Source organism: Arthrobacter jiangjiafuii (assembly GCF_018622995.1).
In the GTDB taxonomy this organism is placed as follows: Bacteria; Actinomycetota; Actinomycetes; order Actinomycetales; family Micrococcaceae; genus Arthrobacter_B; species Arthrobacter_B jiangjiafuii.
This window is the reverse complement of record NZ_CP076022.1, coordinates 2,386,689-2,412,288: the sequence shown is the minus strand read 5'-3', so window position 1 is coordinate 2,412,288 and position 25,600 is coordinate 2,386,689. Positions and strand designations below refer to the sequence as shown.

Below are 25,600 nucleotides of genomic sequence, written 5' to 3'. Positions count from 1 at the left end.
TAAGCTCGGTCAAGGCTCATAGTCCTGTCATCAATGAATGCGTCCGGAATATCCATCGCAACAGGGCTACGAGCCTCCTTGGTTCGAGAACACGAAACCAGATTTCACCACGAACCACGGAGAGCCACGTTGACGGCCACCCGCCACAACAGCGGCTGGGCGAGCGGGCAGAGCAGCGGCCGTGAGGAAAGATCGCGCATCCCGGATATTCCTCGGGGCGGTATCTGTCGGCCCTTTTTGCTACCTTGCGGAATTAGTTCCCACGAAGCATGACTACCCGGTTAATCTCGGATGCGTTCCAACGCGAGATCTTGTAAACGACAGTGAAGACGACATGTGCATCCTGGGGTGCTTCAGCCATGGCAGAAGCAATTCAAAATGTCATTCCAAGCATTCAACTGAAGAAACTTAGGGCGCTTCGCATGAAAACTCGAAGTGCCCGCCCTCGGATGGAATCCCATAACACATCATGTTAAGGTACATAGTCACTAGATTAAGAGACTGCGGACTGACATCAGGATGATCCGATATCTGAGGATGGCGGAAATCAATAAGACTCATGTCTTTAGTCAGATGATTGCCGATGATCTCCCGCAGGTAGGGAGCTTGGGGGGACTGAGTAGAATAGACGACTATGATCCTTGATTCATGATCTTTAGCGGACGTACTCGGCGCCCTTCGCTTGTACGTCTCTATCGCACGGGCGAACGTATGTTCTTTTTTTTCGACAAAAATATCTGCAGCAGTGAAGTGTGTATCGCCAAATCGGGTCTCATAGTAGTGATCGTTTACGATAGGCTCAACACAGACGCATCTGTAGTCGCTATTGATGGCATGAAATAGCGCCCCAGTTGCTCCTTTAGATGCGCCATAGGTGATCACTGAGTCTTTGTCGAGAGAATTAGCTATGCGCATGGATTCGATTAGGTTGCCCACTCGTTTCGTATTGCGCGGTGCATAATGAGTGTCCAAATAGAATGAGCCGACAACGCCTCCGATATCCGCAATGCGAAGAATTGCAGTATCGGCCGGGACATGCTTTTGAATGGATCGGAAGTTCTGTGTAAAATAGCGGGACAATCCATTCCCGAATATGTCTCCACCTATCGATGAAAAAACGACGACCATATTGCGGATAGGCCCTCCCGATTTTGGCTCCTGGAAGCTATAGACCACACCGTCCGGAGAGCTCAAATATTGACCTTCACGGACGCTATGCCACATTTGCGGTATGTGACTTTCCAAGACGAATCGGGCGACGCCGTCCACCATGTGGTATACGTAATAGCCCATTTTGGCGAGCTCGATGACTATGTTCTTTACTTTGGAGTTCCGATGGGCTGCAAGTAGTAGAGGTCTATTGTCGAGTAAGTTTTCAGGATCTGATAAATGAATGTATTTGTATTCGCCGGTCTTGAGATCATCAATCAGGTCAGCCAATGGGTATGCAAGCGAGCGAAATAAAGTTGATGACGAACTCATGAGGCGCCCTCGGCTAGGTCTTTATGATTAGACGCTGATAAGTTTAGAAACAGTTCTGCATCCAAGGGTATTTCCAGAAGTCGCTGGTCGTTGTTCCAAGTAACCTCGTAGAACAAGGATGCGTTTGAGCGTAGCCGTGAGAGATCATCTTCTGCGATCGTCCAGTTTAGATCAAACTGGTTATCATCCTCCAGCTCACTAAGAGTGTTCGGGAGATATTGTACTTCCCCCTCCGTGCTGTGGATCCGAACAGCTACTCGGAGGCCGGCGGGTCGATCGGCTCCTTCATAAAGCGCAGTGACAATGAGACGTCCACCTATTCTGAGGTGGGAGGCACGGAGTCTAACTCCGATACCCTCATTGCTCAACGCGATGGCAATAGGTGAAGCCCCGACTGCACTGACGCGCTGAACCTCTAGCGATGATGAAATAATACTAACTCGTTGTGCCTTCTGGATCTTTACGCTCTCAAATAACCGGCACCATTTATCCAGGAAGATTGGAACGCTGAACTGTCGAGCTAAATCGATCGAGGATGCCGACATTGTTGCGATGTCACTGCTGAAAACCCTGAGAATATCCTCAGAAAGCGTTTTGATATTGCCTTCGGGGCTGAGGAAGCCATTAGATCCTTGGCGCACCATTTCGGCCGGACCGTATTTGATATCGTAAGACACTATTGGGCATCCATGGGCTAAGGCCTCCAATAGGGATAGTGGCTGCGCCTCAAATAGGCTCGTCATGATAAAAACAGACGCGCGCTCGTATTGCCTCTCCGGTCTGGGTTCGTATCCCATGAACAGCACAGAGTTCGAGATGTTCAGACTTTTGACGAGATCGGTCCATTCCTGGAGTTTGGACCCAGTCCCGTATATCTCCAGACGAGCAGTAGGACGCTTTTCCAATACATGAGCAAAGGCATGGATCGCGTCTTGAAGTCGCTTTTGGTTTTCTAGTCGACAGACAATGAGTGCAAGGTCCGGGTCTCGCTTTGTCGAGTCTGTATCGGGTACTATATCAACGGCCGGATGAGGAATAACATAAATGTTATTCCTGTCGCCATATCTAAGATTGAGGTCATTCTTGTGGGCTTCGCTAAGAACAACAAATCCATCCCAGAGTGCTAGGCTTTTCATGGTTTCACCCCAGTCAAAGGAGGCTGGCGGCGAATCCCATTGCCGTGGTGGCTGCAAATGTGGGGTGTGCGCAAGAAGTATGAAGTGCTGATTAGTTTCCCTGTTTTCCTCTGCAATGAGGTATCCGGATTCTTTCGAGTCGAAAATGAGAAAATGATCTGTTTCGCCTTCTCCGAGGATCTTTATCCATCGACTTATCAATGCGCTCTTTCTTGCATAGAAACCGATAGGGGATCCGTCGTTTCTGACAACAACGGTTCCACGCTCGTTGCGGTCCCAGTCGGTTCCACCTATGCGTCGATCAATCGTGGCATAGACCGTCCCGTCTGGTCGGAGGTAAGAGAAGAAAAAGGACCGATTGGTGCCCGTAGCGTCATACTTGCGACGCCAGGGTTGCCCGCTGCTCGTATATTCCATTACAAATGGAATATCGGAAAGCGAATGGAACCATTCGGGTATGTTTGTGGAATCGGTGTTTCTAAATCGCTCCAAGTCAGTTTCCGAGGACAGCTCTTCGTGGAGATTCAGCAGGCTTACACCCGGGCAGGTCAATCCAGCCTCCGCCAATAGGTGCCGCTCACTTTCATACTCTGGGTAAACGTCGAAGGTAATCACATCAACGGATTGGCCAGCGTTCTGCGCGAAGAGACGTGCCCGGAGAAGCTGGGACCGGGTTGCTCCACCGTAACTTTCCCTGACAGAAGCGTTGACCATGGTATATCTGCCTTCGGGGAACTTCGCCACATTATTTCCTTGTTAGAAACGAGTTGAATTGGGGAGATTGTTGCTGGCACCGCAAGTGAGTCGCTGAATAGCCGCTACGCTACGTGCAGCAGCCGTACCATCCCCATAGGGATTCATCGCCTCGGACATGGAGTGGAAGGAATCCCGGTCGTGCAGCAAGCGCTCCACTTCGGAAACGATGCGGTCTTCATCCGTGCCGATGAGTTTCACGACGCCGGCTTGCACAGCTTCCGGCCGCTCGGTGTTTGCCCGCATAACAAGTACCGGTACACCCAGGCTGGGGGCTTCTTCCTGGACCCCTCCGGAATCGGTCAGGACGATGTGGGCTAGGGATAATAGCCGGGTGAACTCGCCGTATTCCAACGGTTCAGTAACAAGAACGTTAGCCAGCCCGTCCAAGTGTGGCAGTACGGCCTTCCGGACCAACGGATTGCTGTGAACGGGGAGGACAATCGTCAGATCAGGTTCGGCGAGGGCAATGCGGGCCAGCGCGCGGCCGATTCCTTGCATGGTCTCGCCTTGGTTCTCACGGCGATGCGTGGTCACCAGCAGGACCCGCTGGTCGGAAGCCGCGAGTTCCTCAAGATCGGGGTCCGAAAACGGAACATTCTTCTCCACGGTCGCCAAGAGCGCGTCGATAACGGTGTTTCCAGTGACCACAATGTCAGCTGGATTGATGTTCTCGGCTAACAGGTTCCGCCGGCTTCCCTCAGTCGGCGCCAGATGCAGGGAAGCAATCTGTGACGTAATCTTGCGGTTGCCTTCCTCTGGGAAGGGGGAGGATGGGTTTCCACTTCGCAACCCGGCTTCAACATGCACCACCGGGATGCCGTGGTAGAACGCAGCCATGGCAGCGGCGGTGGAGGTGGTGGTGTCACCCTGAACAATGACGGCGTCCGGCCGGTTAACGCTAAAGAGCTTCTCCAAGCCGTCGATGGTTCGGGCAAGGATGCCGTTCAGGGACTGCCCGGGTTCGAAAATGTTCAGGTCGTGGTCGGGTTCGATTCCGAAGAGGTTGTTGACCTGATCTAGCATGGAACGGTGCTGCCCGGTGACCGTCACGAAGCAGTCCAGCACTTTTGATTTCTTTAGCTCCGCCACGATGGGCGCCATTTTTATAGCTTCAGGACGCGTCCCGTAAATGGGCATAACAACAGGCAAGATCCAACCCCCAGCAAAGCAAGAACAGTGATGTGTAGATCCCCAGCGTAGCCGATGGCTTTTACGTTGTTCTTGTTCTGGCTGTCAACCGTAATTTCAGAGTCAAAGCTAGCCGAAGAGGAAAAGCAGAACGGCGAGTGAGGGGACGGAAACCGAGACGAGCGTGATGATCACGATTACCGCAATTTTCTGCCGCCGGTAGCGGGTGGTCAGCTGAGATTTAGTCGGTGCGGCCGGCGTTGGCACTCTGTCAGCTGTGGTGACCTCAAAGGACTCGGCTTCGCCTGAAAGACGTGCCGTGCTCAGGTGTCTAGCCGCGGCAATGTCCGGGTACTGCTTGTGCGCCATAGGCTCAACCTTCCCACATTTGTGCAAATCGTTATCGGCACCGCCAAGGTAGCTGCGGTAGGCTTCCTACTGACCAAACCGGCACGAGGGCAACGGGGCCCGGCGTCCGGAACACCAGTGCCAGCATGGAATGGGATCACTTTGCAGACCAAAATCACTGCGAACGCACAGGCACTGAAGCGATGGTTGAGTAACGCCGAAGTCTCCCTGGGCAACCACAGCGACCGTCTCAACGCGATCAACATCTTCCCCGTAGCCGACGGCGACACCGGCACCAATCTCTACCTCACCCTTCGGGCCGCGTCCCGCGCCGCCTCCGAAGCCGACACCGCTGACATCGGTGAACTCCTGGCCATTGCCGGCCGCGCCGCCATGGAAGATGCCCGCGGCAACTCCGGCACCCTGATCTCGGTCTTCCTGACCGCCATGGCCGAACCGCTGCAGGGCAACACCCGGCTCTCCGCGCCGCTGCTGGCCACGGCACTGGAGCGCGCCCAGCTGCGGTCCTGGTCGGTTCTCAGCGACCCGGTTCCGGGAACCATGCTTTCGGTGCTGGAGGAAGCCGCCCGCGCCGCCATGGACACCGAAGCCGCGCAGGCCGGCGATGATTCCAACGTTGGCCTGGCCGCCACCCTGCGCACCATGATGGACGCGGCCCTGGCCGCCGTCGTGCACACCGAACTCCAGCTGGACGCGCTCACCCAGGCCAAAGTAGTGGACGCCGGAGGGGTGGGCTTCCTGCTCGTCCTGGACGCCATGCGCGCCGCGGCGCTCGGCGAGGAGCTGCAGGAGGAACTGCTGGACGGCCTGCACGGCTACGACGTCCAGGCACCGCACATCCACAGCGACATGCCCCGGATGGAGGGCGTAGAGGTCATGTGCCTCATCAACCTGAGCCCGCTGGATGCTGCCACCCTGCGCCTGCAGCTCGATGAGCTGGGGGACTCGGTGATCATGAGCGCGGTCAACGCAGTGGAGGACGGCTACCGCTGGCGGGTGCACGTGCACACGCCCGACGCCGGTTCCGCCATCGACCTGCTGCGCACCGTCGGCGAACCCACCAACCTCACCATCACCGAACTCTCCGCCGACGGGCACGAGACCAACGAGATTCCCGAGGGCAGCGGAATCCACGAGGCCCATGAAGTCTAACGTTCCCCCGGAACTGGATTTCCCGCTCGAACGGCGCATCGGCAAGCCCTCCGCTACCAAGCTGCACAAGCAGTTGGGCCTGGAAACCGTGGGCGACCTGCTGCATCATTTCCCGCGCCGTTACCTGGAGCGCGGGGAGCTCACCCCGATCGCTGACATCCCGTACGACGAGGACGTCACGCTGATCGCCCGGGTGCAGAGCGCCAACGCGCGGCGTATGCAGACCCGCAAGGGAACCCTCTTGGAGGTGACGGTTGCCGATGACGCCTCAGGCGCCCTGGGCCTGCTGCATCTGACCTTCTTTAATGGCTGGACCGCGCAGAAGGAACTCACCGTCGGTACCCGCGCCATGTTCTCCGGCAAGGTGGGCGTCTACAAGAGCCAGCTCACCCTGACCAACCCCAACTATGTGGTGCTCAACGACGAAGCCGACGACGAAGAAGAGGCCAAGCGTCCCATCCCCGTGTATCCGGCCACCGCTAAGTTCAACAGCTGGGACATCAAAAAGGCAGTGGACCAGTTGCTGGACACCATGGAGACCGAACGCCTGCGCGATCCCATTCCGCAGCCCATCCGGGAGTCCGAGCATCTGGTCGGGCTGGTGGAAGCCTACGAAATGATCCACCGTCCGGCGGAAATCGGCGAGGCGTACAAGGCCCGGCACCGTTTCCGCTATCAGGAAGCCCTGGTGCTGCAGACGGCACTGGCCCGCCGGCGCAGTTTCGCCGCGCAGGAGGACGCCACCGCCCGCCCGCCCCGCGCCGGCGGGTTGTTGGATAAATTCGACGCCGCCCTGCCGTTCACGCTCACGAACGGCCAGTTCGACGTCGGCCGGGAACTGGCCGAAGACCTGGCCCGTCCGTATCCGATGAACCGGCTGCTGCAGGGCGAGGTGGGATCCGGCAAGACCCTGGTGGCCCTGCGCGCCATGCTGCAGGTCATCGATGCGGGAGGGCAGGCAGCACTGCTGGCCCCTACCGAGGTCCTCGCCGCCCAGCACTACGAATCCATTACCAGGACCCTGGGTCCGCTGGGCCAGGGCGGACGGTTGGGGAGTGACGACGACGCCACCCAAGTCACGTTGCTGACCGGCTCCATGAACACCGCGCAGCGCCGCGCCGCCCTGCTCGATGCCGCCAGTGGCGCCGCTGGAATTGTCGTCGGCACCCACGCCCTACTCTCCGAGCACGTTCAGTTCGCGGACCTGGGGCTGGTCGTCGTCGATGAACAGCACCGGTTCGGCGTCGAACAGCGCGACATCCTGCGCACCAAGGGCCGGAGCACTCCGCACCTGCTGGTCATGACGGCCACGCCCATTCCCCGGACCGTAGCCATGACTGTTTTCGGCGATCTCAATGTCTCCACGCTGACCGAGCTGCCCGCGGGTAGGGCTCCGATCTCCACGTACATGGCTCCGCTGGCCGAAAAGCCGGCCTGGGGTCGGCGCATCTGGGAGCGCGCCCGCGAGGAGATCAGTGCCGGGCGGCAGGTGTACGTGGTCTGCCCCAAAATCGGTGAGAAGGAAGAGGAGCCGGGCTCCGAGCTCGCCCTGCTCGACTACGGACCAACCCCGCCCGGAAGGGCCGAGAAGCTCGACCTGGCCTCGGTCAACGAAATGTTCCAGCAGCTCTCCGAGACCCCGGCGCTCGCCGGAGTCCGGATCGGGCTGCTGCACGGCCGCCTGGACCCGGCGGAAAAAACCGAAACCATGGCCGCCTTCAACCGCGGAGACATCGACCTGCTGGTCTCCACCACCGTTATCGAAGTGGGCGTGGACGTGCACAACGCCTCCCTAATGGTGATCATGGACGCCGACCGCTTCGGCATCTCCCAGCTCCACCAGCTCCGCGGACGGGTGGGCCGCGGCGGGCTGCCCGGGACCGCACTGCTGGTTACCCGGCTCGAGCCCGGGCACCCCAGCCGCGAGCGCCTCGAAGCAGTGGCCGCCACCACCGACGGCTTTGAGCTCTCCCGCAAGGACCTGGAGCTGCGGCGTGAAGGCGACATCCTGGGCGCCTCGCAGTCCGGCGGACGCTCCACGCTGAAGCTGCTGCGCGCCATCCAGGACGAGCCGCTCATCGAGAAGGCTCGCGCCCATGCCACGGCCCTGGTGGCGGAGGACCCTGATCTGGCGGAGTATCCGGCGTTGAACGAGGCCATCGAGGACTATCTCAACCCCGAGAAGGAAGCCTTCCTGGACCGCGGCTAAGCCCGACGGCCGGATCTGCCCGGAAGCGGGCAGATCCGACAAGACGCCCGGCCAAAGCCCGATAAAGTAAAACCCATGAGCCGCATCATTGCCGGAACCGCCGGCGGAACCTCCCTGACCAGTGTTCCCGGAACCGGAACCCGTCCCACCACGGACCGCGTGAAGGAGGCGCTCTTCTCCCGGCTGGAGTCCTACGACATCCTCGCCGGCGCCCGCGTGCTGGACCTCTTCGCCGGATCCGGTGCCCTGGGCGTGGAAAGCGCCAGCCGCGGAGCGGTCTCCGTGGACCTGGTGGAACTGGCCGACAAGGCCGCCGGCACCTGCAAGCAGAACGCCAAGCTGATCAACGACGCCGCCGGCCGCTCCGTCGTGAACGTGCACCGCGCCAAGGCCGATACCTACCTGCTGCGCGTTCCCGCCGATGTCACCTGGGACCTGGTCTTCCTGGATCCGCCGTACGACCTGGACGAGGATGACCTGAACGCCGTGCTGCGGGCGCTGCCGCGGCACCTGGCCGAGGGTGCCGTCGTCGTCCTGGAACGTTCCACCCGCTCGCCGGAACCGGTGTGGCCGGCCGGGATGGAACGCTTCAGCGAACGCAAGTACGGGGAAACCACGCTGTGGTTTGCCGAGCCCGCGCAGGCCGCCGACGACATTGCCGACGACGACGACGCCGCTGCAGACGCCGCCGGCTCCTAGGCCCCGGACCTCCTAGGAACCCGACGCAAAAACGTCCAGCCGCTCCCCGGTCAGGACATCCGCCGGGTGCGGACCCGCGGCTAGCAGGGCAGTGGTCCAGTCTTCGGGCCACGGAAAGGCAGTGGCCGCCAGGACGATGTTCCCCGGATAGCGGCCGGTGAACATGGACTTCTCGGCCAGCGCCGCGAATCCGGCTTCGGGAATCCCTGACATTCCCGCCTGCAGGTTTCGGACCTGCCGCCGGCAGAAGGCCAGCCCAGGATCGTCGCCCACGTTTACCAGCAGCACGCCGGCGGGGGAGAGCAGGGCAGCGGCCTCGGCATAAAACTCCGTCGTGGTCAGGTGCTCCGGGGCATCCGCGCCGGAGAAGACGTCCAGCACGATCGCCTCAAAGGACCCGGGCTCGTAGCGGGAGAGGGCGTCCCGGGCGTCGCCGATCACCGTCTCCAGCACGGTTCCCTCCGGCAGCGGCAAATGCGCCAGCACAAAGTCCAGCAGCTCCCGCTCCAGCTCCACCGCATGCTGCTCCGAGCCGGGCCGGGTGGCCTGCAGGTACCGGGTCAGCGTCAATGCCCCGGCGCCCAGATGCAGGGTCCGTAGCGGTTCGCCGGCCGGTGCCGCCAGGTCCAGGACATTGCCGATCCGGCGCAGGTACTCGTAGAAGATCTCCTCCGGATGCGCCAGGTTCACGTGGGATTGTTCCGCGCCGCCGATGCTCAACACCCAGGCGCCCGGGTTGAAGCCGTCCTCGGTAATGGTGGCGTGCGCGCCAATGCCGCGCAGCAGCCGCGACGGGGAACGGCCGGCGTCGTTCGGTTTGTTCGACTTGTTCGCCGCCATCAGAGCACCTGCCCCAGCCGTGAGATGCGTTCGGCGGCTTCCTGCAGGATCTCGGTTTTTTTGCAGAACGCAAAGCGCAGCAGCGAGCTGGTGCGGCGGGCGCCGTCGTCGTGGCAGAACACCGCCACCGGGATGGCGCCCACCCCCACCAGCTCGGGCAGCCGGCGGGCGAGCGCCGTTGCGTCAGTGATGCCCAGGGGTGCGACGTCGGCGTTTACGAAGTAGGTGCCCTGCGGTTCAAAGACGGTCAGGCCTGCGGCGCGCAGCCCGGCGCTGAGCACATCGCGCTTGGCCTGCAGGGTCTGCGCGATTCCGGTGAAGAAGGCATCCTCCAGCCCCAGGCCCACGGCGATGGCGCCCTGGAACGGAGTGCCGGAGCTGTAGCTGAGGAAGGATTTCACCGCCCGGACGGCAGCGACCAGCTCAGCCGGGCCGGAGAGCCAGCCGATTTTCCAGCCGGTGAAGGAGAAGGTCTTGCCGGCCGAGGAAATGGTCAGCGTGCGCTCGGCGGCTCCGGGCAGCGTGGCCACGGGAATGTGCCGGGGGCCGAAAGTGAGGTGTTCATAGACCTCGTCGGTGACGATGAGCGCGTTGTATTTCGCCGCCAGCTCCACGATCCGCTGGAGGGTTGCGGCCGGAAAGACGGCCCCGGTGGGATTGTGCGGGTTGTTCACAAGTACCACCCGGGTGCGCTCGGAGAATGAATCCTCCAGGGTGGCAAGATCCGGCTGGAAGTCCGGAGCCAGCAGTGGAGCGGTGGTGTGCGTGGCGCCGCTGAGCCCGATCATGGCCCCGTAGGAGTCGTAGAACGGCTCAAAGGTCAGCACCTCGTCGCCCGGTCCGGTGAGCGCCAGCAGGGTGGCCGCAATGGCTTCGGTGGCGCCGGTGGTCACGATGATCTGGGTCTCCGGATCCATATGGATGCCGTAGAAGCGCTCCTGATGGGCGGCGACGGCGTTGCGGAGCACCGGCAGCCCCTGGCCGGGCGCGTACTGGTTGGCTCCGCCGCTGATGGCCGCGCGGGCTGCCTCTTTGATCTCCGCCGGACCGTCCTCGTCCGGGAAGCCCTGGCCCAGGTTGATGGCGTTGTGCCGGCCGGACAGCACGGTGATCTCCTCGAAGATGGTCACCCCCAGGGCGCCGTCGGCTCCGAGCAGATTGGCGCCGGCGGCGGTGCGCTGCCAGGGCGGGGCTGCTCCGGCGAAGTCGGAGCGTAACAACGGCGTGCGGGGGAGGGAACTCATGTCTTCCAGTATTACCCGCTTTCACCGGGTAGATTCGATCTATGCGACGCGCTGTATGCCCCGGCTCCTATGACCCCATCCACAACGGACACGCGGAGGTGATTGCCCGCGCGGCCAGCCTGTTCGACGAAGTCATCGTGGCCGTGTCCACCAATTACGCCAAGAAGTACCGGTTCTCCGGCCCGGAACGCCTGGCCATGGCCCAGGAAACCCTGGGCGGGCTGCGGGGCGTCTCGGTGGTGCCAATGGGGGACGGACTGTTGGCCGACTTCTGCCGCGAGCACGGCGTGGACGCCATAGTGAAGGGCCTGCGCTCGATCCAGGACTACCAGTACGAGCTGCCGATGGCCGTGATGAACCGGCACCTCACCGGCGTCGAAACGGTCTTCCTGCCCGCCGAGAGCCGCTACACGCACCTGTCCTCAACACTGATCAAGGAAGTCTCGGCCCTCGGCGGCGACGTCAAGGAGTTGGTCCCGCTCGCCGCCTACCGCCGGCTGCACCAGGACCAAGGCGCCTAGGAGTATGGCGGGGCCGCAGGCGGCTCCTGCCACGGCAGCGGGCCTGGTTCCGGAAGGCTGCGTCAACGTGCTGTGGTGGGATGAACGCGCCAACTTTGGAGACGCCGTCGGGCCCTGGCTCGTCAACCGGATCACGGGGCTGACGCCGGTCAACGGCTGGAAGCGCCACTTGGCTGTTCCGCCGCTGGCAGCCGTGGGCTCAACGGCGGGGTGGCTGGAGCAGCACGGCTCGCAGGTGTGGGGCGCGGGGCTAATGCACCGGTTGTCACCGGCTGCGGCGGAACGCCTGGCCCGCCTGAACGGCGTGCGGATCCACGCTGTCCGGGGAGGGTTGACCGCGGCGCAGCTGCGCTCGCGGCTGGGGTGGAGCGTGCCAGCCGTGTATGGCGATCCGGCGCTGCTACTGCCACGCTTCCTTCCGGTGCCGGACGGACAGCCCTCGCAGGGCAAAGTGTCGGTGGTGCCGCACATCGACCATCAGGGGCTGTTCAGCGCCGCCGAAGCCGATGGCGTCCACATGGTTGATGCCGGGCAGGACATGGAGAGCGTAGTGCGGGAAATTGCCGCTTCCCGGGCATGCATTTCCAGCTCGCTGCACGGAATCATTGTGGCGCAGGCCTACGGTGTGCCCTGGGTGTGGGTCCGGATCGATGATGCCGTTATTGCCGGTGATACTTTCAAGTTCCGGGACTTCTTCACCACTGTTCAGGCCTCAGCCGTGTCCGCGCTCAACATCACCGCTGCCGGGGCCCGGCATCTTGACCCGGTGGACCTGGCCCGGAAGGCGTCGCTGCCGCGGCTTCAGGTCTCGCTGGACGCCCTGCTGGATGCTTTCCCGCTGTCCCGGCGCCCGGGGGTGCGGGTCTAGATCCGGCTCGCGCAGGCCGGCCGGAGCGTGGCCGCGGCCAGCCCGCCGGTTTCCTCTGCGAACCGGCCCAGCCACTGCATGGGGGAGAGCTCGGGGTCCGAACCCACCATGGTGAGTTCCGCCGTCGTGCACTGGGAAAGGTTGGTTTCGGCGCGCAGCAGGTGATACCGGGAGGTGACCACAATCAGGTTCTCCCAGCCGTTGTCCGCTGCGAGGCGGGCTATGGCGCGGGCCTCGCCGCGGGTGGTCAGCGGTTCCGGAAAGAAGCAGGTCACCGCGGCGCTGTCCGGGTCCTCGGTGACGGTGTCCCCGGCGGTGTAGTCGCAGTACAGGTCGGTGATTCGATTGCCGGGGGTGTCGGTATAGGAGAGCACGAGTTCGGGTGCGTAGCTCCCGTCGATCAGCTCCCGGCCCACCGGAAGCCTCTCGGACGCCGCCCCGGCGAGGACGACGACGGCGTCGGCCTTTTTGGGTTCGCTGACCTGCGGGTAATAAAAGAGGTTGGCCGCAGCAAAAAGCCAGATCAGCAGGACCGAGGTGAGCCCGCCGACGGCGAGGTCCACGCTGCGGGGAACGCCCCGCTGGAGCCGGCCCAGGAGGCGGTGTCGCAGGGCACGGAAACGGGGGAGCATCCCGCCAGCTTATGTGAGCGAAACACGCCTCCGGTAAACCCGCGGCCCCAAGGCCTGTAAACTGGAACCAGCAGCCCGCACCCTGCCTCTTCCGGGGCCCTGTGCGGTGCAGTTTGAGAGAATCGGCCGTATCAGGCTAAGATGATATGTCGGTCTATGTTCTACAGGAGTTCTCATTAGCGTTCAGTCGCGGATTAATCCGGGTTCGTCGCCCTTGGCCATTAGTGTCAAGGATCTCGGGCGCAGCCCGGGTGTTATGCGAACGATGCAGGAACATGTTCCGGCACCGAAGGACTTCGGTGTTGCGCTTATCGGCGTACCGGAAGGAACAGATCTTGATCTGGACCTGAGGTTCGAAGCCGTGCACGAGGGGATTTTGGTATCCGGAACCGTCATCGCTCCTGTCAAGGGAGAATGCGGACGGTGCCTGAAGCCCATCGCGTACGACGAGGAAGTCGATGTGCAGGAACTCTTCTATTACGAGGACGCAGAGTCTTTCGGAACAGAAGAGGAAGAAGAGCAACACCGGATCGAGCGAGATGTCATCAATCTTGAGCCGGTTTTGCGGGACGCAGTGGTCACCACCCTGCCGTTCCAGCCGGTGTGCCGGGAGGACTGCGAAGGCCTTTGCTCCGAATGCGGAGCGCGCCTTGAGGAGGATCCGGGTCACCACCACCAAAGCGTGGATCCTCGCTGGGCAGCCCTCTCCGGGCTGGCTGGCAGCGCCGCAGACAATTCTGCGGCAACAAGTACAGAGTCAGACGAGAGAGAAGAGAGTTAGTCGTGGCTGTTCCTAAGCGGAAAATGTCCCGCTCGAATACGCGTGCCCGCCGGTCCCAGTGGAAGGCAACTGCCCCCAACCTGGTGAAAACCGTTGAGAACGGCCGCGTTACCTACAGCCTGCCTCACCAGGCCAAGGTCGTGACCGACTCAGCTGGTACCGCGCTGTTCCTTGAATACAAGGGCCGCAAGGTAGCGGACGTCTAAATCAGTGTTCCTTCCCCGTCCGGTCTTGCCGGGCAGGGAAATGAATACTGCTTTTCGGGTCAGAACCAAAAAGTGAAGAATACTGAAGAGCTTCTGAAGCGTCTCGGCGTCGATATCGACGCCGGGACGCTTCGTCTTGCCCTCACGCACCGCTCCTACGCTTACGAGCAGGGCGGCATCCCCACGAACGAACGCCTTGAGTTCCTGGGTGACTCCATCCTGGGCTTTTCCGTCACGGATGCGCTGTACCGGGACAATCCGGACCTGTCCGAGGGCGAGCTGGCCAAGCGCCGCTCCGCCGTCGTCAGCACCCGGGCCCTGGCCGGCGTCGCCCGCGACCTGGAACTGGGCCAGTACATCCTGCTGGGCCAGGGCGAGAAACTCACCAACGGCCGGGACAAGTCCTCCATCCTTGCGGATACCACCGAAGCCTTGATCGGCGCCGTCTACCTCTGCCACGGGATCGAAACCGCCCGGGCCATGGTGATGCGCCTGATCGGCCCGCTCCTGCGCAGTGCCCACGCCCTGGGCGCCGGTACCGACTGGAAAACCAGCATCCAGGAGATCGCGGCAGCCAAGAAGCTGGGCGACATCGAATACAAGGTCACCGGCTCCGGCCCGGACCATTCGCGCAGTTTCGTTGCCGTGCTCCACATCGGCGACAAGCCGTACGGATCCGGCGTGGGACACTCCAAAAAGGAAGCGGAGCAGGAAGCTGCCGCCGCCACCTGGAAGATGATCTACCCCTCGGGCAGCTCCGCGGCCGCCGGAGCCTAGCTCCGTGCCCGAACTGCCCGAAGTGGAAGTGGTCCGCCGCGGACTGGCCTCATGGGTCCGCGGCAGGACCATCACCGGCGTCGACATCCTCGACGCCCGCTCCGTGCGTCGCCACGCCGCCGGTCCCGAGGACCTGCGCGGCAACCTTGAAGGGGCAACTGTCACCGATGTCGCGCGCCGCGGCAAGTTCCTCTGGCTGCCGCTGGTCGAAGCCTCCGCTGGCTCCTCCGGCGCGCCGGCTTCCACGGGGGCTCCAGAAGCCGACGACGGCGTACCCCGGCTGGCGCTGATGGCCCACCTGGGCATGAGCGGACAGCTGCTGATGGAGGATTCCCACCTTCCGGACGAGAAACACCTCAAGGTCCGGCTCACGCTCAGCCCCGCCGTGTCCGCGGACGGAACGCCGATGCCGTCGGAGCTGCGGTTCGTGGATCAGCGGATCTTCGGCGGCGTGTTCCTCACCGATCTGCTGCCAACCCCGGACGGCGCCCCAGGAGGACTTTCCGAGAGCGGCCTGCCGCTGATCCCGGAAGAAGCGGCTCACATTGCGCGTGATCCGCTCGATCCGGCCTTTTCCTTCGATGACTTTTATACCCGGCTGCGACGGCGCCGGACCGGGATCAAGCGTGCCCTGCTGGATCAGGGACTTATCTCCGGGGTGGGGAACATCTACGCGGACGAAGCCCTTTGGGCCGCGAAGCTGCACTTCGCCCGGCCCACGGACACCATGCGCCGGGCGGACGCGCTGCGCCTGATCGAGTCCGCCCGCGACGTCATGACCCGTGCCCTGGCCGCCGGCGGAACCAGCTTCGACTCGCTGTACGTCAACGTCAACGGCGCTTCCGGCTACTTCTCGCGGTCCCTGAACGCCTACGGCCGCGAGGGAGAGCCGTGTCCGCGCTGCGCGGCCGCCGGGCTCTCCACCCTGATCCGGCGCGACTCCTTCATGAACCGTTCCTCGTACAGCTGTCCGGTATGCCAGCCGCGGCCGCGGAACGGCCGCTGGTAAAGGGTTTCCAGCGGCGGGGCACTCTCGACACGCGCGTTCTCTGGCCGGCCGAGGCCACATCTGCCCCACACAGTGGGAACCTGTGCACGCGAAGCGGCTGCCCCGCTCACTGAGTGTGCAGCTTTGGCGGTTTAGGACCGCGGGGGCTGCACCGAGAGTGCAGATCTGGGGGCTATTTCCGTCTGGAACCCGCCATACATGCACTCTCGGTTGGGCCGGAAGGCGGACTAGTCGCCATAGGTGCACTCTCGGCGTTGCAGCCTCGCTGAGTGTGCAGCTTTGCCGACTTCGGACCGAGGCGCGGCACGACGCCGGCCTTCCCGGGCACGTGCGTTAGGCCCCGCGGAGCTCCGCCAGCACACCGTCGGTAAACGCCGGCCACACCTCGGCCGCCCACGGCCCGAAGTCCCGGTCCGTCAGCGCGACGGCGGCAGCACCGGCCTCGGGATCCACCCACAGGAACGTTCCGGCCTGCCCGAAGTGCCCGAAGGTCCGGGGCGAGCTGGAGGAACCGGTCCAGTGCGGGGACTTGGAGTTGCGGATTTCAAAGCCCAGGCCCCAGTCATTTTCCTTCTGCCGGCCGAAACCGGGCAGCACGCCGGCCAGTCCGGGGAACACCACGGTGGTGGCTTCGGCCAGGCGCCCGGGAGCGGTGAGGGCCGGCTGCTGCAGCTCGGCGGCGAAGCGGGCCAGATCGGCCACCGTGGAGACGGCCCCGGCGGCAGGGGAGCCGTCCAGAGCAGTGGAGTCCATGCCCAGGGGAGCCAGGACGCCGTCGTGCAGGTAATCCGCCATGGAAATGCCGGTGGCCTCCTCCAGCGTTTCTCCCAGCACCTCGAAACCGGCGTTGGAGTACAACCGCCGCGTGCCCGGGGCGTAGCGGACCGTACGTTCGGCAAAGTCATAACCGGCGCTGTGGGCGAGCAGATGCCGCACCGTTGATCCCTCAGGACCTGCCGGCTGATCCAGCTCGAGCGCACCCTCGTCCAGCGCGACCAGCATGCTGTAGGCGGTCAGCAGCTTGGTCACCGAGGCGAGCGGGTACCGCCGGTCCAAGTCGCCGTGGCGGCCAGCCACCGTCCCGTCGGCCAGGATCACCGCTGCGGAGGCATGCTCCACGGGCCAGTTGTCGATTTCCTTGACGCTGTCCATCGGATTCCTCTGCTGTGATCGATACTGACAAGGTGGTTTCAGGGCAACCCGGAAGGGTGGCGGCGACGGTTAGGCCGCGGTGCCGCCGTAGTGCGCGGCGAGCCGGCGCATGCCGTCCTCCACGGTAACCTCCGGGGTCCAGTCGAGCACCTCACGGGTACGGCGCTGGTCGAACCAGTGGGACGTGGAGAGCTGCTCGGCCAGGAAACGGGTCATCGGCGGTTCATCGTGCACCAGGCCGCGGCTTCCAGCGGAAAGCCAGAGGCGCTCCAGCACGGACCCGGCACCGCGCGCAGCCCAGCCCGGCACACTCCACCCCGGAGCGGAGACCCCGGCGGCGGCACAAATGCCAGCGATCAGCTCACCGACCGGCCGGGGCTGGCCGTTGGTCACCACGAGCGCCTGCCCGTGCGCGTGGTCCATCCGCTCTAATCCGCGGACAATGCCGGCGGCCGCGTTGGAAATATAGGTGGTGTCGATCAGTGCCGTGCCGCCGTCAAGCAGCGGCAGCCGGCCGGAGCGGGCCCGGTCGATCACGCGTTCCACGAGCTGGGTGTCGCCCGGCCCCCACACGACATGCGGGCGGATGGCGTCCACGCGGAAGGCCGCTGAGTCCTCGGCCAGGGCGAGCAGCTCCGCCGCAGCCTTGGAACGGGCGTAGAACCCACGGGCACGCTCCGGATCCGCGGTCCCGGCTTCCGCTCCGGCGATCGGCTCGCCGAAGTGAGCCACCGAGGGAGAGGACACAAAAACAAAGTCCCGCACGCCGGCTGCCTTGGCAGCATCGATCAGCGTCCTGGTGCCGGTGATGTTGGTGTCAACAAAATCCTGCCACTGACCCGTGAAGGAAACCTTCGCGGCCAGATGCACGACGGCGTCCATTCCCTCGACAGCGCGGGTTGCGGCCCCGGGATCGGACACGGACCCGGCAATGGATTCAAACGCCGCGCCTACTGAACCGGGGCGGGCGGAAGACAGCGGGGACAACGGCGTGCGCTGCAGTGTGCGCACCTTGTGCCCCTTATCGGCCAGCAGACGCGCGACGGCGCCGCCGAGCAGCCCGCTGGCACCGGTCACCAGGACCCGCCGCGGGGGAGCAGGTACCGCCCCGGTGCCGCTCATTTGCGGCCTCCGGGCACGGGTGCGCTGCCGCCGGCCAGAAGTTGCCCGGCCCAACCCGCCAGAGCGGTGCGGTCGATCTTGGAGTTGTGCCGGATGTCGGTGGGCATGGCCGGCAGCACCAGCACCGCGGCCAGATCCAGTCCGGTGGCTTCGGCAACGGCGGCCCGCACGGCAGCGGTCAGATCCGGTGCCGCGGTGCCGGCGCGGCGCACCGGTGAGGCAAGTTCGAGCACGGCCACCGGAACCTGGGTTCCGGCCGGGCCCACGCCGACGACGGCGGCACGTCCCACGCCGGATACGGCCTCGGCGGCCTGCTCGGCGGCCACCGGGGTCACGACGCCGTCGGGTGTTGTCAGGATGTGCCCAAGGCGGCCCTCCACCCAGAGCCTGCCCTGCTCGTCGAGGTGCCCCACGTCGCCGGTGCGGTGCCAGCCCGGCAGCGAGGCGCTCTTGGACTCGGTGATCCAGAGCCGGTCGTATCGGTCCTTGACGTGCGGCGCGGAGACCAGGATCTCCCCGGTGAGGCCGGGGGTCTCCAGCGGGGTGTCGCCCACGGTCCCGTCCGGCGCCAGGGCGGCAATTGCCACCTGCGCCCCGGAGACCGGGGTGCCCACGCAGACACCGTTGCCGGCACCCGCGGCCCGGATCTGCTCCAGGCTGATGTCGGTCACGGGCAGGGCTTCGGTCATGCCGTACGGAGTGTGGAGTTCAGCGTTCGGGGCCAGTTCGGAGACGCGGGCCAGCAGCGGCTCCGGAATCGGCGCACCGGCGGAGAGCAGCAGGTCAACCTTTGCCAGGGCCTTGCGCTGGTCCGGATCCAGGTCACCTGAGGTAGCCAGGACGTTGACCAGGGCAGCCGGCGAGGCGAACACGGTGGTGGCCCCCACGGCGGTGGCGGCGTCGGCCAGCGCCGCGGCGGTCAGCGTGCGCGGCGAGGTGACATCCATGTCCGGAGTCACCGAGGTGGCGCCCAGCGCCGGTCCGAGCAGCGCGAACGGTGCAAAGCCGGCCACCAGGGAGGTACCCGCCTGGAGGTTGTACGTGTTCTTCAGCGCATCCCGCATGGCCGTCAGCTGCCGGTGTGTGTAGACGACGCCCTTGGCCGGGCCGGTGGAGCCGGAGGTGAAGAGCACTGCGGCGTCGGCGTCGGGATCCAAGCGCAGCCACGGCACCTCGGCGTCCTCGCCGGCGGCGATGAGCCCGGGCACGGAATGCGTGACACCCAGCAGCCGCGCCTTGGCGGGGGAGAGCGTTTCGGCGCTGATCCTGGTACCGGGCCAACCGAAGAGACGGGCTCCGATCAGCCCGCGTTCGATGCCCACAATGAACTTCGGTCCGGCGCCCTTGATGGCCCGGCCGAGGCCCTTGGTGCCCAGGCCGGCGTCGGCGACGACAATCACGGCCCCCAGCCGCAGGCAGGCATAGATCAGCGAGGTGAGTTCGATGCCCGGCGGCACCAGCAGGTTCACCCGGTCGCCGGGGCGGACGCCGGCGGCGGACAGACCGGCGGCCAGCCGGTTGACCCGCGTGGCCAGCTCGGCCCAGGACAGAGTGGCCGGAGCGCTGCCGGCCGGTGCGCCCAGCGGCGCCATGTCGACGACGGCGGGGGAGTCGTCGCCGTCGCGCTCGTCCAATTCCGCCAGCATGGGCCGGAAGACGGACAGGCCGGCGGCAGCGCGGCCGCGGAGCTCGGCATTTTCAGTTCCCGGACCGCGGCGGAGCCAGTCGAACACCGGTGCCGTGATGTCCACATCCTCGGGCAGCAGGTGGCTGGCCCCTTCAAAACGGTGCACATCGGCGTGCGGAAGCCGGTCCATCAGGTCGCGCAGGTATCGGTCGGAGAACACCGGATCCTTGGGACCCCAGAGCAGCAGCGCGGGGACATCCAGGCGGCGCAGCCCTTCGGACACCCGGTCCAGGGCCCGCCAGCTCGGGTGCGTGGAGTCGGCGGGGATGTCCGCCACAAAGTTGGAGACACCGGTGCGCCGGGACGCGCCGCGGTACGGGGCCGAGAAGGCCGCCCGTACGTCCTTGGCCAGGGCAGGCTGGGCCAGGGAGTGGGTCACGCGGATAAAGGCGTCGGTGGTCTGGGTGCCCCAGCCGTGGACGGCCGGGTGCAGGGCCAGGCGCAGCGCAGGGGGTAGGTCAAAGCCGGCCGGATGAACTGCGGTGTTGGTCAGGACGACGCCGGCGAGCTGGCCGCGGTGCCGCAGTGCCCAGCCCAGCGAAATGAGGCCGCCCCAGTCGTGGCCGACGGTAACGACCTTGCCGTCCAGCCCCAGGGCGGACGTCAGGTCGCCCAGGTCGGTGATGCGGTCCTCCAACCGGCGGAAGGCGCCGGTCCGGGCCGAGAAGCCCATGTCCAGCTGGTCCACGGCAATAACCCGCCAGGGCTTCTCCGCCGCGGTGCCGGCGGCAATCAGGCTGCGCCAGAGGTAGGACCAGGTGGGGTTGCCGTGCACGCAGAGCAGGGTGCCGGCCGGTTCGATCCCGGCGGCGGCCAGGTCCGGGCCGTTGTCCAGCAGGTGCCACTTATGGACCGTGCCGGGACGGTCAACTGCCGCCGTCGAGGGGACCTGTACGAAGGACGACCAGGATTCCGGGACACCGGGCCACAGCTCGGTCACCAGGCAATCTCCATCATCATCGTGTTCAGTCCCGAGCCCACGCCCATGCACAGCACCCGGTCACCCGGGTTCAGGGTGCGGGCTTCCTGGGCCAGGGTCATCGGCAGCGACGCCGGACCTACATTGCCCCAGCGCGGGAAGGTGATCGGCACGCGGTCGCGGACCAGGTCCACGGCCTTGATGATGGCGTTGGTGTAGGAGTTCGAGACCTGGTGGGTGACATAGCGGTCCATGGAGCGCCAGTCCCAGCCCTTCTCGTGCGCCTCGTCCCAGGCGTTGACGACCAACTCCAGGCCGCCGTCGAGCAGGCCCTTGGTATCGGTGTACATGCCGTCGACGCCCCCCACGCAGAGTTCGTGGTGCTCGGTGCCGGCACGCGAGACGCCGCCCATGATGCGGTGGGAGCCCGGATTTTCGTCCGCGCGGCCTATGACGGCGGCGGCGGCGCCGGAACCCAGGGTCAGGGTGGCAAACTCGCGGAGGTAATCGTCGCGGGTGGAGTCGGGGCGGTTCAGGCGCGCAAAGGTGGCTTCCTGGGTGCCCTGGGCGTCTTCGCCGGCCACGATCAGGGCGTACTTGATCTGGCCGGATTCGATCATGTTCGCGGCCAGGGTCATGCCGTTGACGAAGCCGAGGCAGGCGTTGGCCAGGTCGAAGTTCAGGGCGGAGGAGGGCAGGCCCAGGGCATTGTGGATTTTCACTGCCACTGAGGGCTCCAGATTGCGGCGGGTCACCGAGGTGTTGATCAGCAGCCCGATTTCCGAGGGCTCAACCCCGGCTTCGGCGATGGCCTTCGCGCCCGCCTCGATGGCGGCGTCGTCGAAATTCGTCCCCGGCGACCACCACCGCCGCTCGCTCACCCCGGCCACCCGTTCCAGCAGGCGTTTGGAAAGTCGAAGCCGTTTGAGGGACGGCGCCAGCCGTTCGTCGAATTCGGCTGACGTCATAACTACCGGTGCTTCAACGCTTGTGACGCTGAGAAGAGCCGTGTTTTCGTGCTGGAAGTTGAAGTTCCCGGTCAAAATGCCTGCCTTGTCTCCTGCTGAAGTGATCGCGCTGGCCGGCTGAGGGGAGCCCGCATCCACGTTTTGATTCACTTGTTCCTTAGAGAATCCTACGGTCCCCGTGGGGCCCAAGGGACTCGCAGGCCGGGATTACGCTCAGCGAGTACTGCAGATAAGTCTCAGGCACCAAGTAGATTTAGGGAATCACCCGACCGCAGGAAAGATTGGCCCCCGTGCATCTGAAGACGCTGACCATGCGTGGATTCAAGTCCTTCGCATCAGCCACCACTTTTGAGTTTGAACCCGGGGTTACTGCCGTGGTGGGGCCCAACGGATCGGGAAAATCCAATGTCGTGGACGCGCTGGCCTGGGTGATGGGGGAGCAGGGCGCCAAGACGCTGCGCGGCGGAAAGATGGAAGACGTCATCTTCGCCGGAACCAGCGGACGCCCCGCGCTGGGCCGCGCGCAGGTCTCGCTGACCATCGACAACGCCGACGGCGCCCTGCCGATCGAATACTCCGAAGTCACCATTTCCCGCACCCTGTTCCGGGCCGGCGGTTCGGAATACGCGATCAACGGCTCGCCTGCCCGGCTCCTGGACATTCAGGAACTGCTCTCCGATTCCGGGCTGGGCCGGGAGATGCACGTCATTGTCGGCCAGGGCCAGCTGGACAGGATCCTGCATGCCGGAGCCGACGAGCGGCGCGGCTTCATCGAGGAAGCCGCCGGAATCCTCAAGCACCGCCGCCGGCGGGAAAAAACCGTGCGCAAGCTCGAGGCGATGCAGGCCAATCTGGCCCGGCTCGGCGACCTCACCGCTGAACTGCGCCGCCAGCTCGGGCCGTTGGGTAAGCAGGCCGCCGTCGCGCGCCGCGCCCGCACCGTGCAGCAGGACGTCCGCGATGCCCGTGCCCGGCTGCTCGCCGATGACCTGGTGACCCTGACCGGATCGCTGGCCCGCGAAGCCGCCGAAGAAGCCGCACTGCTGGCCCGGCGGGACACTGCCTCGGCTGCCCTTGCCGCCGCCCGGGCGCGCCAGGCGGAGCTGGAGCGGCTGGCCGCAGAGGCAACCCCGCGGATCAGCGCCGCCCGCGACACCTGGTATGCGCTCTCGTCGCTGCGTGAACGCTTCCGCTCCCTGGCAGCGCTGGCCGAAGAACGACGTCGGCTGCTGGGCTCGTCCGATCATCAGGAGGACACCGGCCAGGACCCCGAGCGGCTGCAGGCCCAGGCCGACCGGGTCCGTGTCGAAGCCGCCGCCCTGCAGCGCGACATTGAAGAGCGCAGGGGGATGCTGGAAGACGCGGTTGAGCTGCGTGCCGCGGCAGAGGACGACGCCGCTGCCGAGGAGCAGCGGGTTGCAGCGATGCTCCGTGCGGCCGCTGACCGCCGCGAAGGACTCGCCCGGATCGCCGGAGCCGTAGGCGCCGCCCGGTCCAGGGTGGAGGCGGCGGAAGCGGAACTGGGGCGGCTGCGAACCTCCATCACCGACGGTGAGGAACGGCGGCGGATCGCGCAGCAGGAATTCACCGCGTTGGAGAATTCGGCGGCCGGCGTTGAGGAAGGCGAGGAAGGCCTCGACGCCGAATACGAGGAAGCATTGGCGGAACTGGACGCGGCAGCGGCCGCACTGGCCGAGCTGCGCCGCACGAAGCAGGAGGCCGAGCGGGAGCGGGAGACCCTGACCGCCCGGCGGGATGCGCTCCGTGTCGGGCTGGACCGCAGGGACGGTTCGGCGGTGCTGCTGGACGCCGGGATCGACGGCGTGCTGGCGCCCCTGGCCGGGATGCTCACGGTGGCAGCCGGCCATGAACGGGCGGTGACCGCCGCGCTGGGTACGGCGGCTGCGGCCGTCACGGTTGCGGATAACGCTGCGGCCGTCCGGGCATTGGAACACCTCAAGATGGCCGACGCAGGGCAGGTGGACCTGGTGCTGGCTGCCGGCGGGCACGATGCTGCGGCAGATGAGCCTGCGCCTAACCTTCCGCCGCTGGGCCCGGATGCGCTGTGGGCGGTGGACGTGGTGGAGGCACCGGCCGCGGTGCGGCCGGCCGTCACGGCGCTGCTGTCCGGGGTGGTCCTCGTGCCTACCCTGGCGCACGCGGCAGACCTGCTGGCACGGCATCCGGGGCTCACGGCGGTGACCGCCGAAGGCGACCTGCTCTCTGCCTTCACCGGACGCGGCGGATCCGCGTCCGCGCCCGGGCTGCTCGAGCTGCAGGCAGCGGTCGAGGAAACCGGGGAGCAGATACGCGCTGCCGCTGCCCGTTCCGAGCAGGCCGGTTTTGCCCTTGTCGGGGCGGGGGCCCGGCACGAGGCCGCCCAAGTGCGTACCGAAGCCGCGCTGGCTGACCTGCACGCCTCGGACGCCCGGCTGGCCGCCGTCGCCGAACGGCTGGGAACGCTGGGGTCCGCCTTGCGCTCGGCCGTTGGCGAGTCCGACCGGCTGGCCCGCCTGGCCGCGGCGGCAGAGGCCAACCTGGCCGCTGAACGCGTGGCCCTGGCAGCTGCAACCGACCGGCTGGCTGCGGCCGGTGATGCTCCGGCCGATGCTGAGCCCTCAACTGAACGGCGTGAGGCGCTGGCGCTCGCGGCAGCCGCTGCCCGGCGGGCGGAAACGGATGCCCGGCTGGCGCTGCGCTCTGCCGAGGAACAGTACAAGGCAGTGTCCGGACGGGCAGCCGGACTGGAACGGGCTGCGGAGAGCGAACGCCGGGCCCGCGCGGCGGCTCAGGTGCGCGCCCGCCGTCGGGCCCTGCAGTCTGCCAAGGCCGCTGCCGTAGCGGAGGCGGCGCGGCAGGTGCTGCGCTTCCTGGAGGTCTCACTCGATGCCGCCGCCGCAGAGCGCGATGAGGCCGAGACGGTGCGCGCCGCCTGGGACGCCGAACTGGGGACCGTCCGCACCGCAGCAACCGCTGCCGCGGCCGAGCTGGCCCGGCTGACCGATTCCGTGCACCGCGACGAACTGGTCCGCGCCCAGCAGCAGCTGCGCGTGGAGGCGCTCCAAGCCCGGGCCATCGAGGAGCTGGGCCTAACCCCGGAGCACCTGGTCGCGGAGTTTGGTCCCGACCAGCCGGTCCCCGTTCCCGTGGGGCCCGACGCCGGCACGGCCGGAGCAGACAAATGGGCTGCGCTGCACGCTCCGGTGGACGAGGACGGAAACCCCCTGACCACCGGGATCCCGTACGACCGGGCAGAGCAGCAAAAGCGGCTCAAACAGGCCGAACGGGATCTGGCTGCCCTGGGCCGGGTCAATCCGCTGGCTCTGGAGGAGTTCGCCGCGTTGGAGGAACGGCACACCTTCCTGAGCACCCAGCTGGAGGACCTCAAGGCCACCCGCCGCGACCTGCTGGATATCATCAAGGACGTCGACCGCAAGGTGGAGGAAGTCTTCACCGCCGCGTACCGGGATACCGCCGAGCAGTTCGAACGGGTCTTCGCGACGCTGTTCCCCGGCGGCGAGGGCCGGCTGGTGCTGACCGAACCGGACAACATGCTCACCACCGGCATCGAGATCCAGGCCCGGCCGGCGGGCAAGAAGATCAAGCGTCTGTCGCTGCTCTCCGGCGGCGAGCGGTCCCTGACCGCGGTGGCGCTGCTCGTGGCGATCTTCAAGGCCAGGCCCTCGCCCTTCTACGTCATGGACGAGGTCGAGGCTGCCCTGGATGACACCAACCTGGGCCGGCTGATCACCATCTTCGAGGAGCTGAAGGAATCCAGCCAGCTGATCGTGATCACCCACCAGAAGCGGACCATGGAGGTGGCCGACGCACTGTACGGCGTGACCATGCAGGGCGACGGCGTCTCCACGGTGATCAGCCAGCGGCTGGACAAAGTGGCTGGGCCCGCTGCCTGAACCCCGGGCTCATCAACGAACCGGCGGTA

General features: G+C 65.3%; 21 protein-coding genes. 10 read left to right on the top strand and 11 right to left on the bottom strand.

What is annotated here, in order from left to right; genetic code table 11:
* Positions 1-408: 408 nt before the first annotated feature.
* The 4 genes from KKR91_RS11365 to KKR91_RS11350 all read right to left on the bottom strand — a co-directional run bounded on the left by KKR91_RS11365 (position 409) and on the right by KKR91_RS11350 (position 4,871).
* On the bottom strand, positions 409-1,482 hold the full coding sequence (locus KKR91_RS11365; RefSeq protein WP_210229634.1) for an XcbB/CpsF family capsular polysaccharide biosynthesis protein: 1,074 nt from the start codon (positions 1,480-1,482) through the stop codon (positions 409-411).
* A complete protein-coding gene (locus KKR91_RS11360; RefSeq protein ID WP_210229631.1) occupies positions 1,479-3,362 on the bottom strand; it encodes a glycosyltransferase in 1,884 nt (627 codons plus the stop codon). The genes KKR91_RS11365 and KKR91_RS11360 overlap by 4 nt, the downstream gene beginning before the upstream one ends.
* 12 nt (positions 3,363-3,374) lie before the next feature.
* Entirely contained in the window at positions 3,375-4,523 is a 1,149-nt protein-coding gene (gene wecB, locus KKR91_RS11355) for a non-hydrolyzing UDP-N-acetylglucosamine 2-epimerase (RefSeq protein ID WP_210229629.1), read from the bottom strand.
* A gap of 108 nt (positions 4,524-4,631) precedes the next feature.
* On the bottom strand, positions 4,632-4,871 hold the full coding sequence (locus tag KKR91_RS11350) for a hypothetical protein (RefSeq protein ID WP_210229627.1): 240 nt from the start codon (positions 4,869-4,871) through the stop codon (positions 4,632-4,634).
* A gap of 186 nt (positions 4,872-5,057) precedes the next feature.
* Here KKR91_RS11350 and KKR91_RS11345 point away from each other — a divergent pair, with 186 nt between their 5' ends.
* The 3 genes from KKR91_RS11345 to rsmD all read left to right on the top strand — a co-directional run bounded on the left by KKR91_RS11345 (position 5,058) and on the right by rsmD (position 8,931).
* Positions 5,058-6,023, top strand: a complete 966-nt coding sequence (locus KKR91_RS11345; protein ID WP_420481392.1) for a DAK2 domain-containing protein — start codon at positions 5,058-5,060, stop codon at positions 6,021-6,023.
* Complete coding sequence (recG, locus tag KKR91_RS11340) at positions 6,013-8,232, top strand: ATP-dependent DNA helicase RecG (RefSeq protein ID WP_210229625.1); 2,220 nt, start codon at positions 6,013-6,015, stop codon at positions 8,230-8,232. The genes KKR91_RS11345 and recG overlap by 11 nt, the downstream gene beginning before the upstream one ends.
* Positions 8,233-8,307: 75 nt before the next feature.
* On the top strand, positions 8,308-8,931 hold the full coding sequence (gene rsmD / locus KKR91_RS11335; RefSeq protein WP_210229623.1) for a 16S rRNA (guanine(966)-N(2))-methyltransferase RsmD: 624 nt from the start codon (positions 8,308-8,310) through the stop codon (positions 8,929-8,931).
* Between the two features lie 12 nt (positions 8,932-8,943).
* Here the strand turns inward: rsmD and KKR91_RS11330 are convergent, their stop codons facing one another.
* A complete protein-coding gene (locus KKR91_RS11330) occupies positions 8,944-9,771 on the bottom strand; it encodes a spermidine synthase (protein ID WP_210229621.1) in 828 nt (275 codons plus the stop codon).
* A complete protein-coding gene (locus KKR91_RS11325; RefSeq protein WP_210229619.1) occupies positions 9,771-11,015 on the bottom strand; it encodes an aminotransferase class I/II-fold pyridoxal phosphate-dependent enzyme in 1,245 nt (414 codons plus the stop codon). Before KKR91_RS11325 ends, KKR91_RS11330 begins: the two co-directional genes overlap by 1 nt.
* 41 nt (positions 11,016-11,056) lie before the next feature.
* Between KKR91_RS11325 and coaD the strand changes: the two genes are divergently transcribed.
* Positions 11,057-11,536, top strand: a complete 480-nt coding sequence (coaD, locus tag KKR91_RS11320) for a pantetheine-phosphate adenylyltransferase (protein WP_210229617.1) — start codon at positions 11,057-11,059, stop codon at positions 11,534-11,536.
* Between the two features lie 4 nt (positions 11,537-11,540).
* Positions 11,541-12,404, top strand: a complete 864-nt coding sequence (locus KKR91_RS11315; RefSeq protein WP_210229615.1) for a polysaccharide pyruvyl transferase family protein — start codon at positions 11,541-11,543, stop codon at positions 12,402-12,404.
* Here KKR91_RS11315 and KKR91_RS11310 read toward each other — a convergent pair.
* Positions 12,401-13,036, bottom strand: coding sequence for a YdcF family protein (locus tag KKR91_RS11310; protein WP_210229613.1), 636 nt, complete (start codon positions 13,034-13,036; stop codon positions 12,401-12,403). The genes KKR91_RS11315 and KKR91_RS11310 overlap by 4 nt on opposite strands.
* A gap of 214 nt (positions 13,037-13,250) precedes the next feature.
* On the opposite strand from KKR91_RS11310, the gene KKR91_RS11305 reads away from it, so the two are divergent.
* The 4 genes from KKR91_RS11305 (at position 13,251) to mutM (ending at position 15,809) form a co-directional block, all read left to right on the top strand.
* Positions 13,251-13,817 carry a YceD family protein gene (locus KKR91_RS11305; RefSeq protein ID WP_210229611.1) on the top strand — a complete coding sequence of 189 codons (567 nt, stop codon included), beginning with the start codon at positions 13,251-13,253 and terminating at the stop codon, positions 13,815-13,817.
* 2 nt (positions 13,818-13,819) lie between these two features.
* The gene (gene rpmF / locus KKR91_RS11300; protein WP_055240805.1) at positions 13,820-14,023 is read left to right on the top strand and encodes a 50S ribosomal protein L32; all 204 of its coding nucleotides are present in this window, start codon (positions 13,820-13,822) and stop codon (positions 14,021-14,023) included.
* A 72-nt stretch (positions 14,024-14,095) separates the two neighbouring features.
* Positions 14,096-14,800, top strand: coding sequence for a ribonuclease III (gene rnc / locus KKR91_RS11295; protein WP_210229609.1), 705 nt, complete (start codon positions 14,096-14,098; stop codon positions 14,798-14,800).
* A gap of 4 nt (positions 14,801-14,804) precedes the next feature.
* On the top strand, positions 14,805-15,809 hold the full coding sequence (gene mutM / locus KKR91_RS11290) for a bifunctional DNA-formamidopyrimidine glycosylase/DNA-(apurinic or apyrimidinic site) lyase (protein ID WP_210229607.1): 1,005 nt from the start codon (positions 14,805-14,807) through the stop codon (positions 15,807-15,809).
* 333 nt (positions 15,810-16,142) lie between these two features.
* Here the strand turns inward: mutM and KKR91_RS11285 are convergent, their stop codons facing one another.
* The 4 genes from KKR91_RS11285 to KKR91_RS11270 form a co-directional block, all read right to left on the bottom strand.
* A complete protein-coding gene (locus tag KKR91_RS11285; RefSeq protein WP_210229605.1) occupies positions 16,143-16,961 on the bottom strand; it encodes a serine hydrolase domain-containing protein in 819 nt (272 codons plus the stop codon).
* Positions 16,962-17,030: 69 nt separating this feature from the next.
* Entirely contained in the window at positions 17,031-18,083 is a 1,053-nt protein-coding gene (locus KKR91_RS11280; protein ID WP_210229603.1) for an NAD-dependent epimerase/dehydratase family protein, read from the bottom strand.
* Positions 18,080-20,713, bottom strand: coding sequence for an alpha/beta fold hydrolase (locus KKR91_RS11275; RefSeq protein ID WP_210229837.1), 2,634 nt, complete (start codon positions 20,711-20,713; stop codon positions 18,080-18,082). The genes KKR91_RS11280 and KKR91_RS11275 overlap by 4 nt, the downstream gene beginning before the upstream one ends.
* Positions 20,707-21,732 (bottom strand): 3-oxoacyl-ACP synthase III, encoded by a 1,026-nt coding sequence (locus tag KKR91_RS11270; protein WP_210229835.1) that lies wholly within the window; start codon positions 21,730-21,732, stop codon positions 20,707-20,709. Before KKR91_RS11270 ends, KKR91_RS11275 begins: the two co-directional genes overlap by 7 nt.
* A 215-nt stretch (positions 21,733-21,947) precedes the next feature.
* Between KKR91_RS11270 and smc the strand changes: the two genes are divergently transcribed.
* Positions 21,948-25,571, top strand: a complete 3,624-nt coding sequence (gene smc / locus KKR91_RS11265; RefSeq protein WP_210229601.1) for a chromosome segregation protein SMC — start codon at positions 21,948-21,950, stop codon at positions 25,569-25,571.
* Positions 25,572-25,600: the final 29 nt, after the last annotated feature.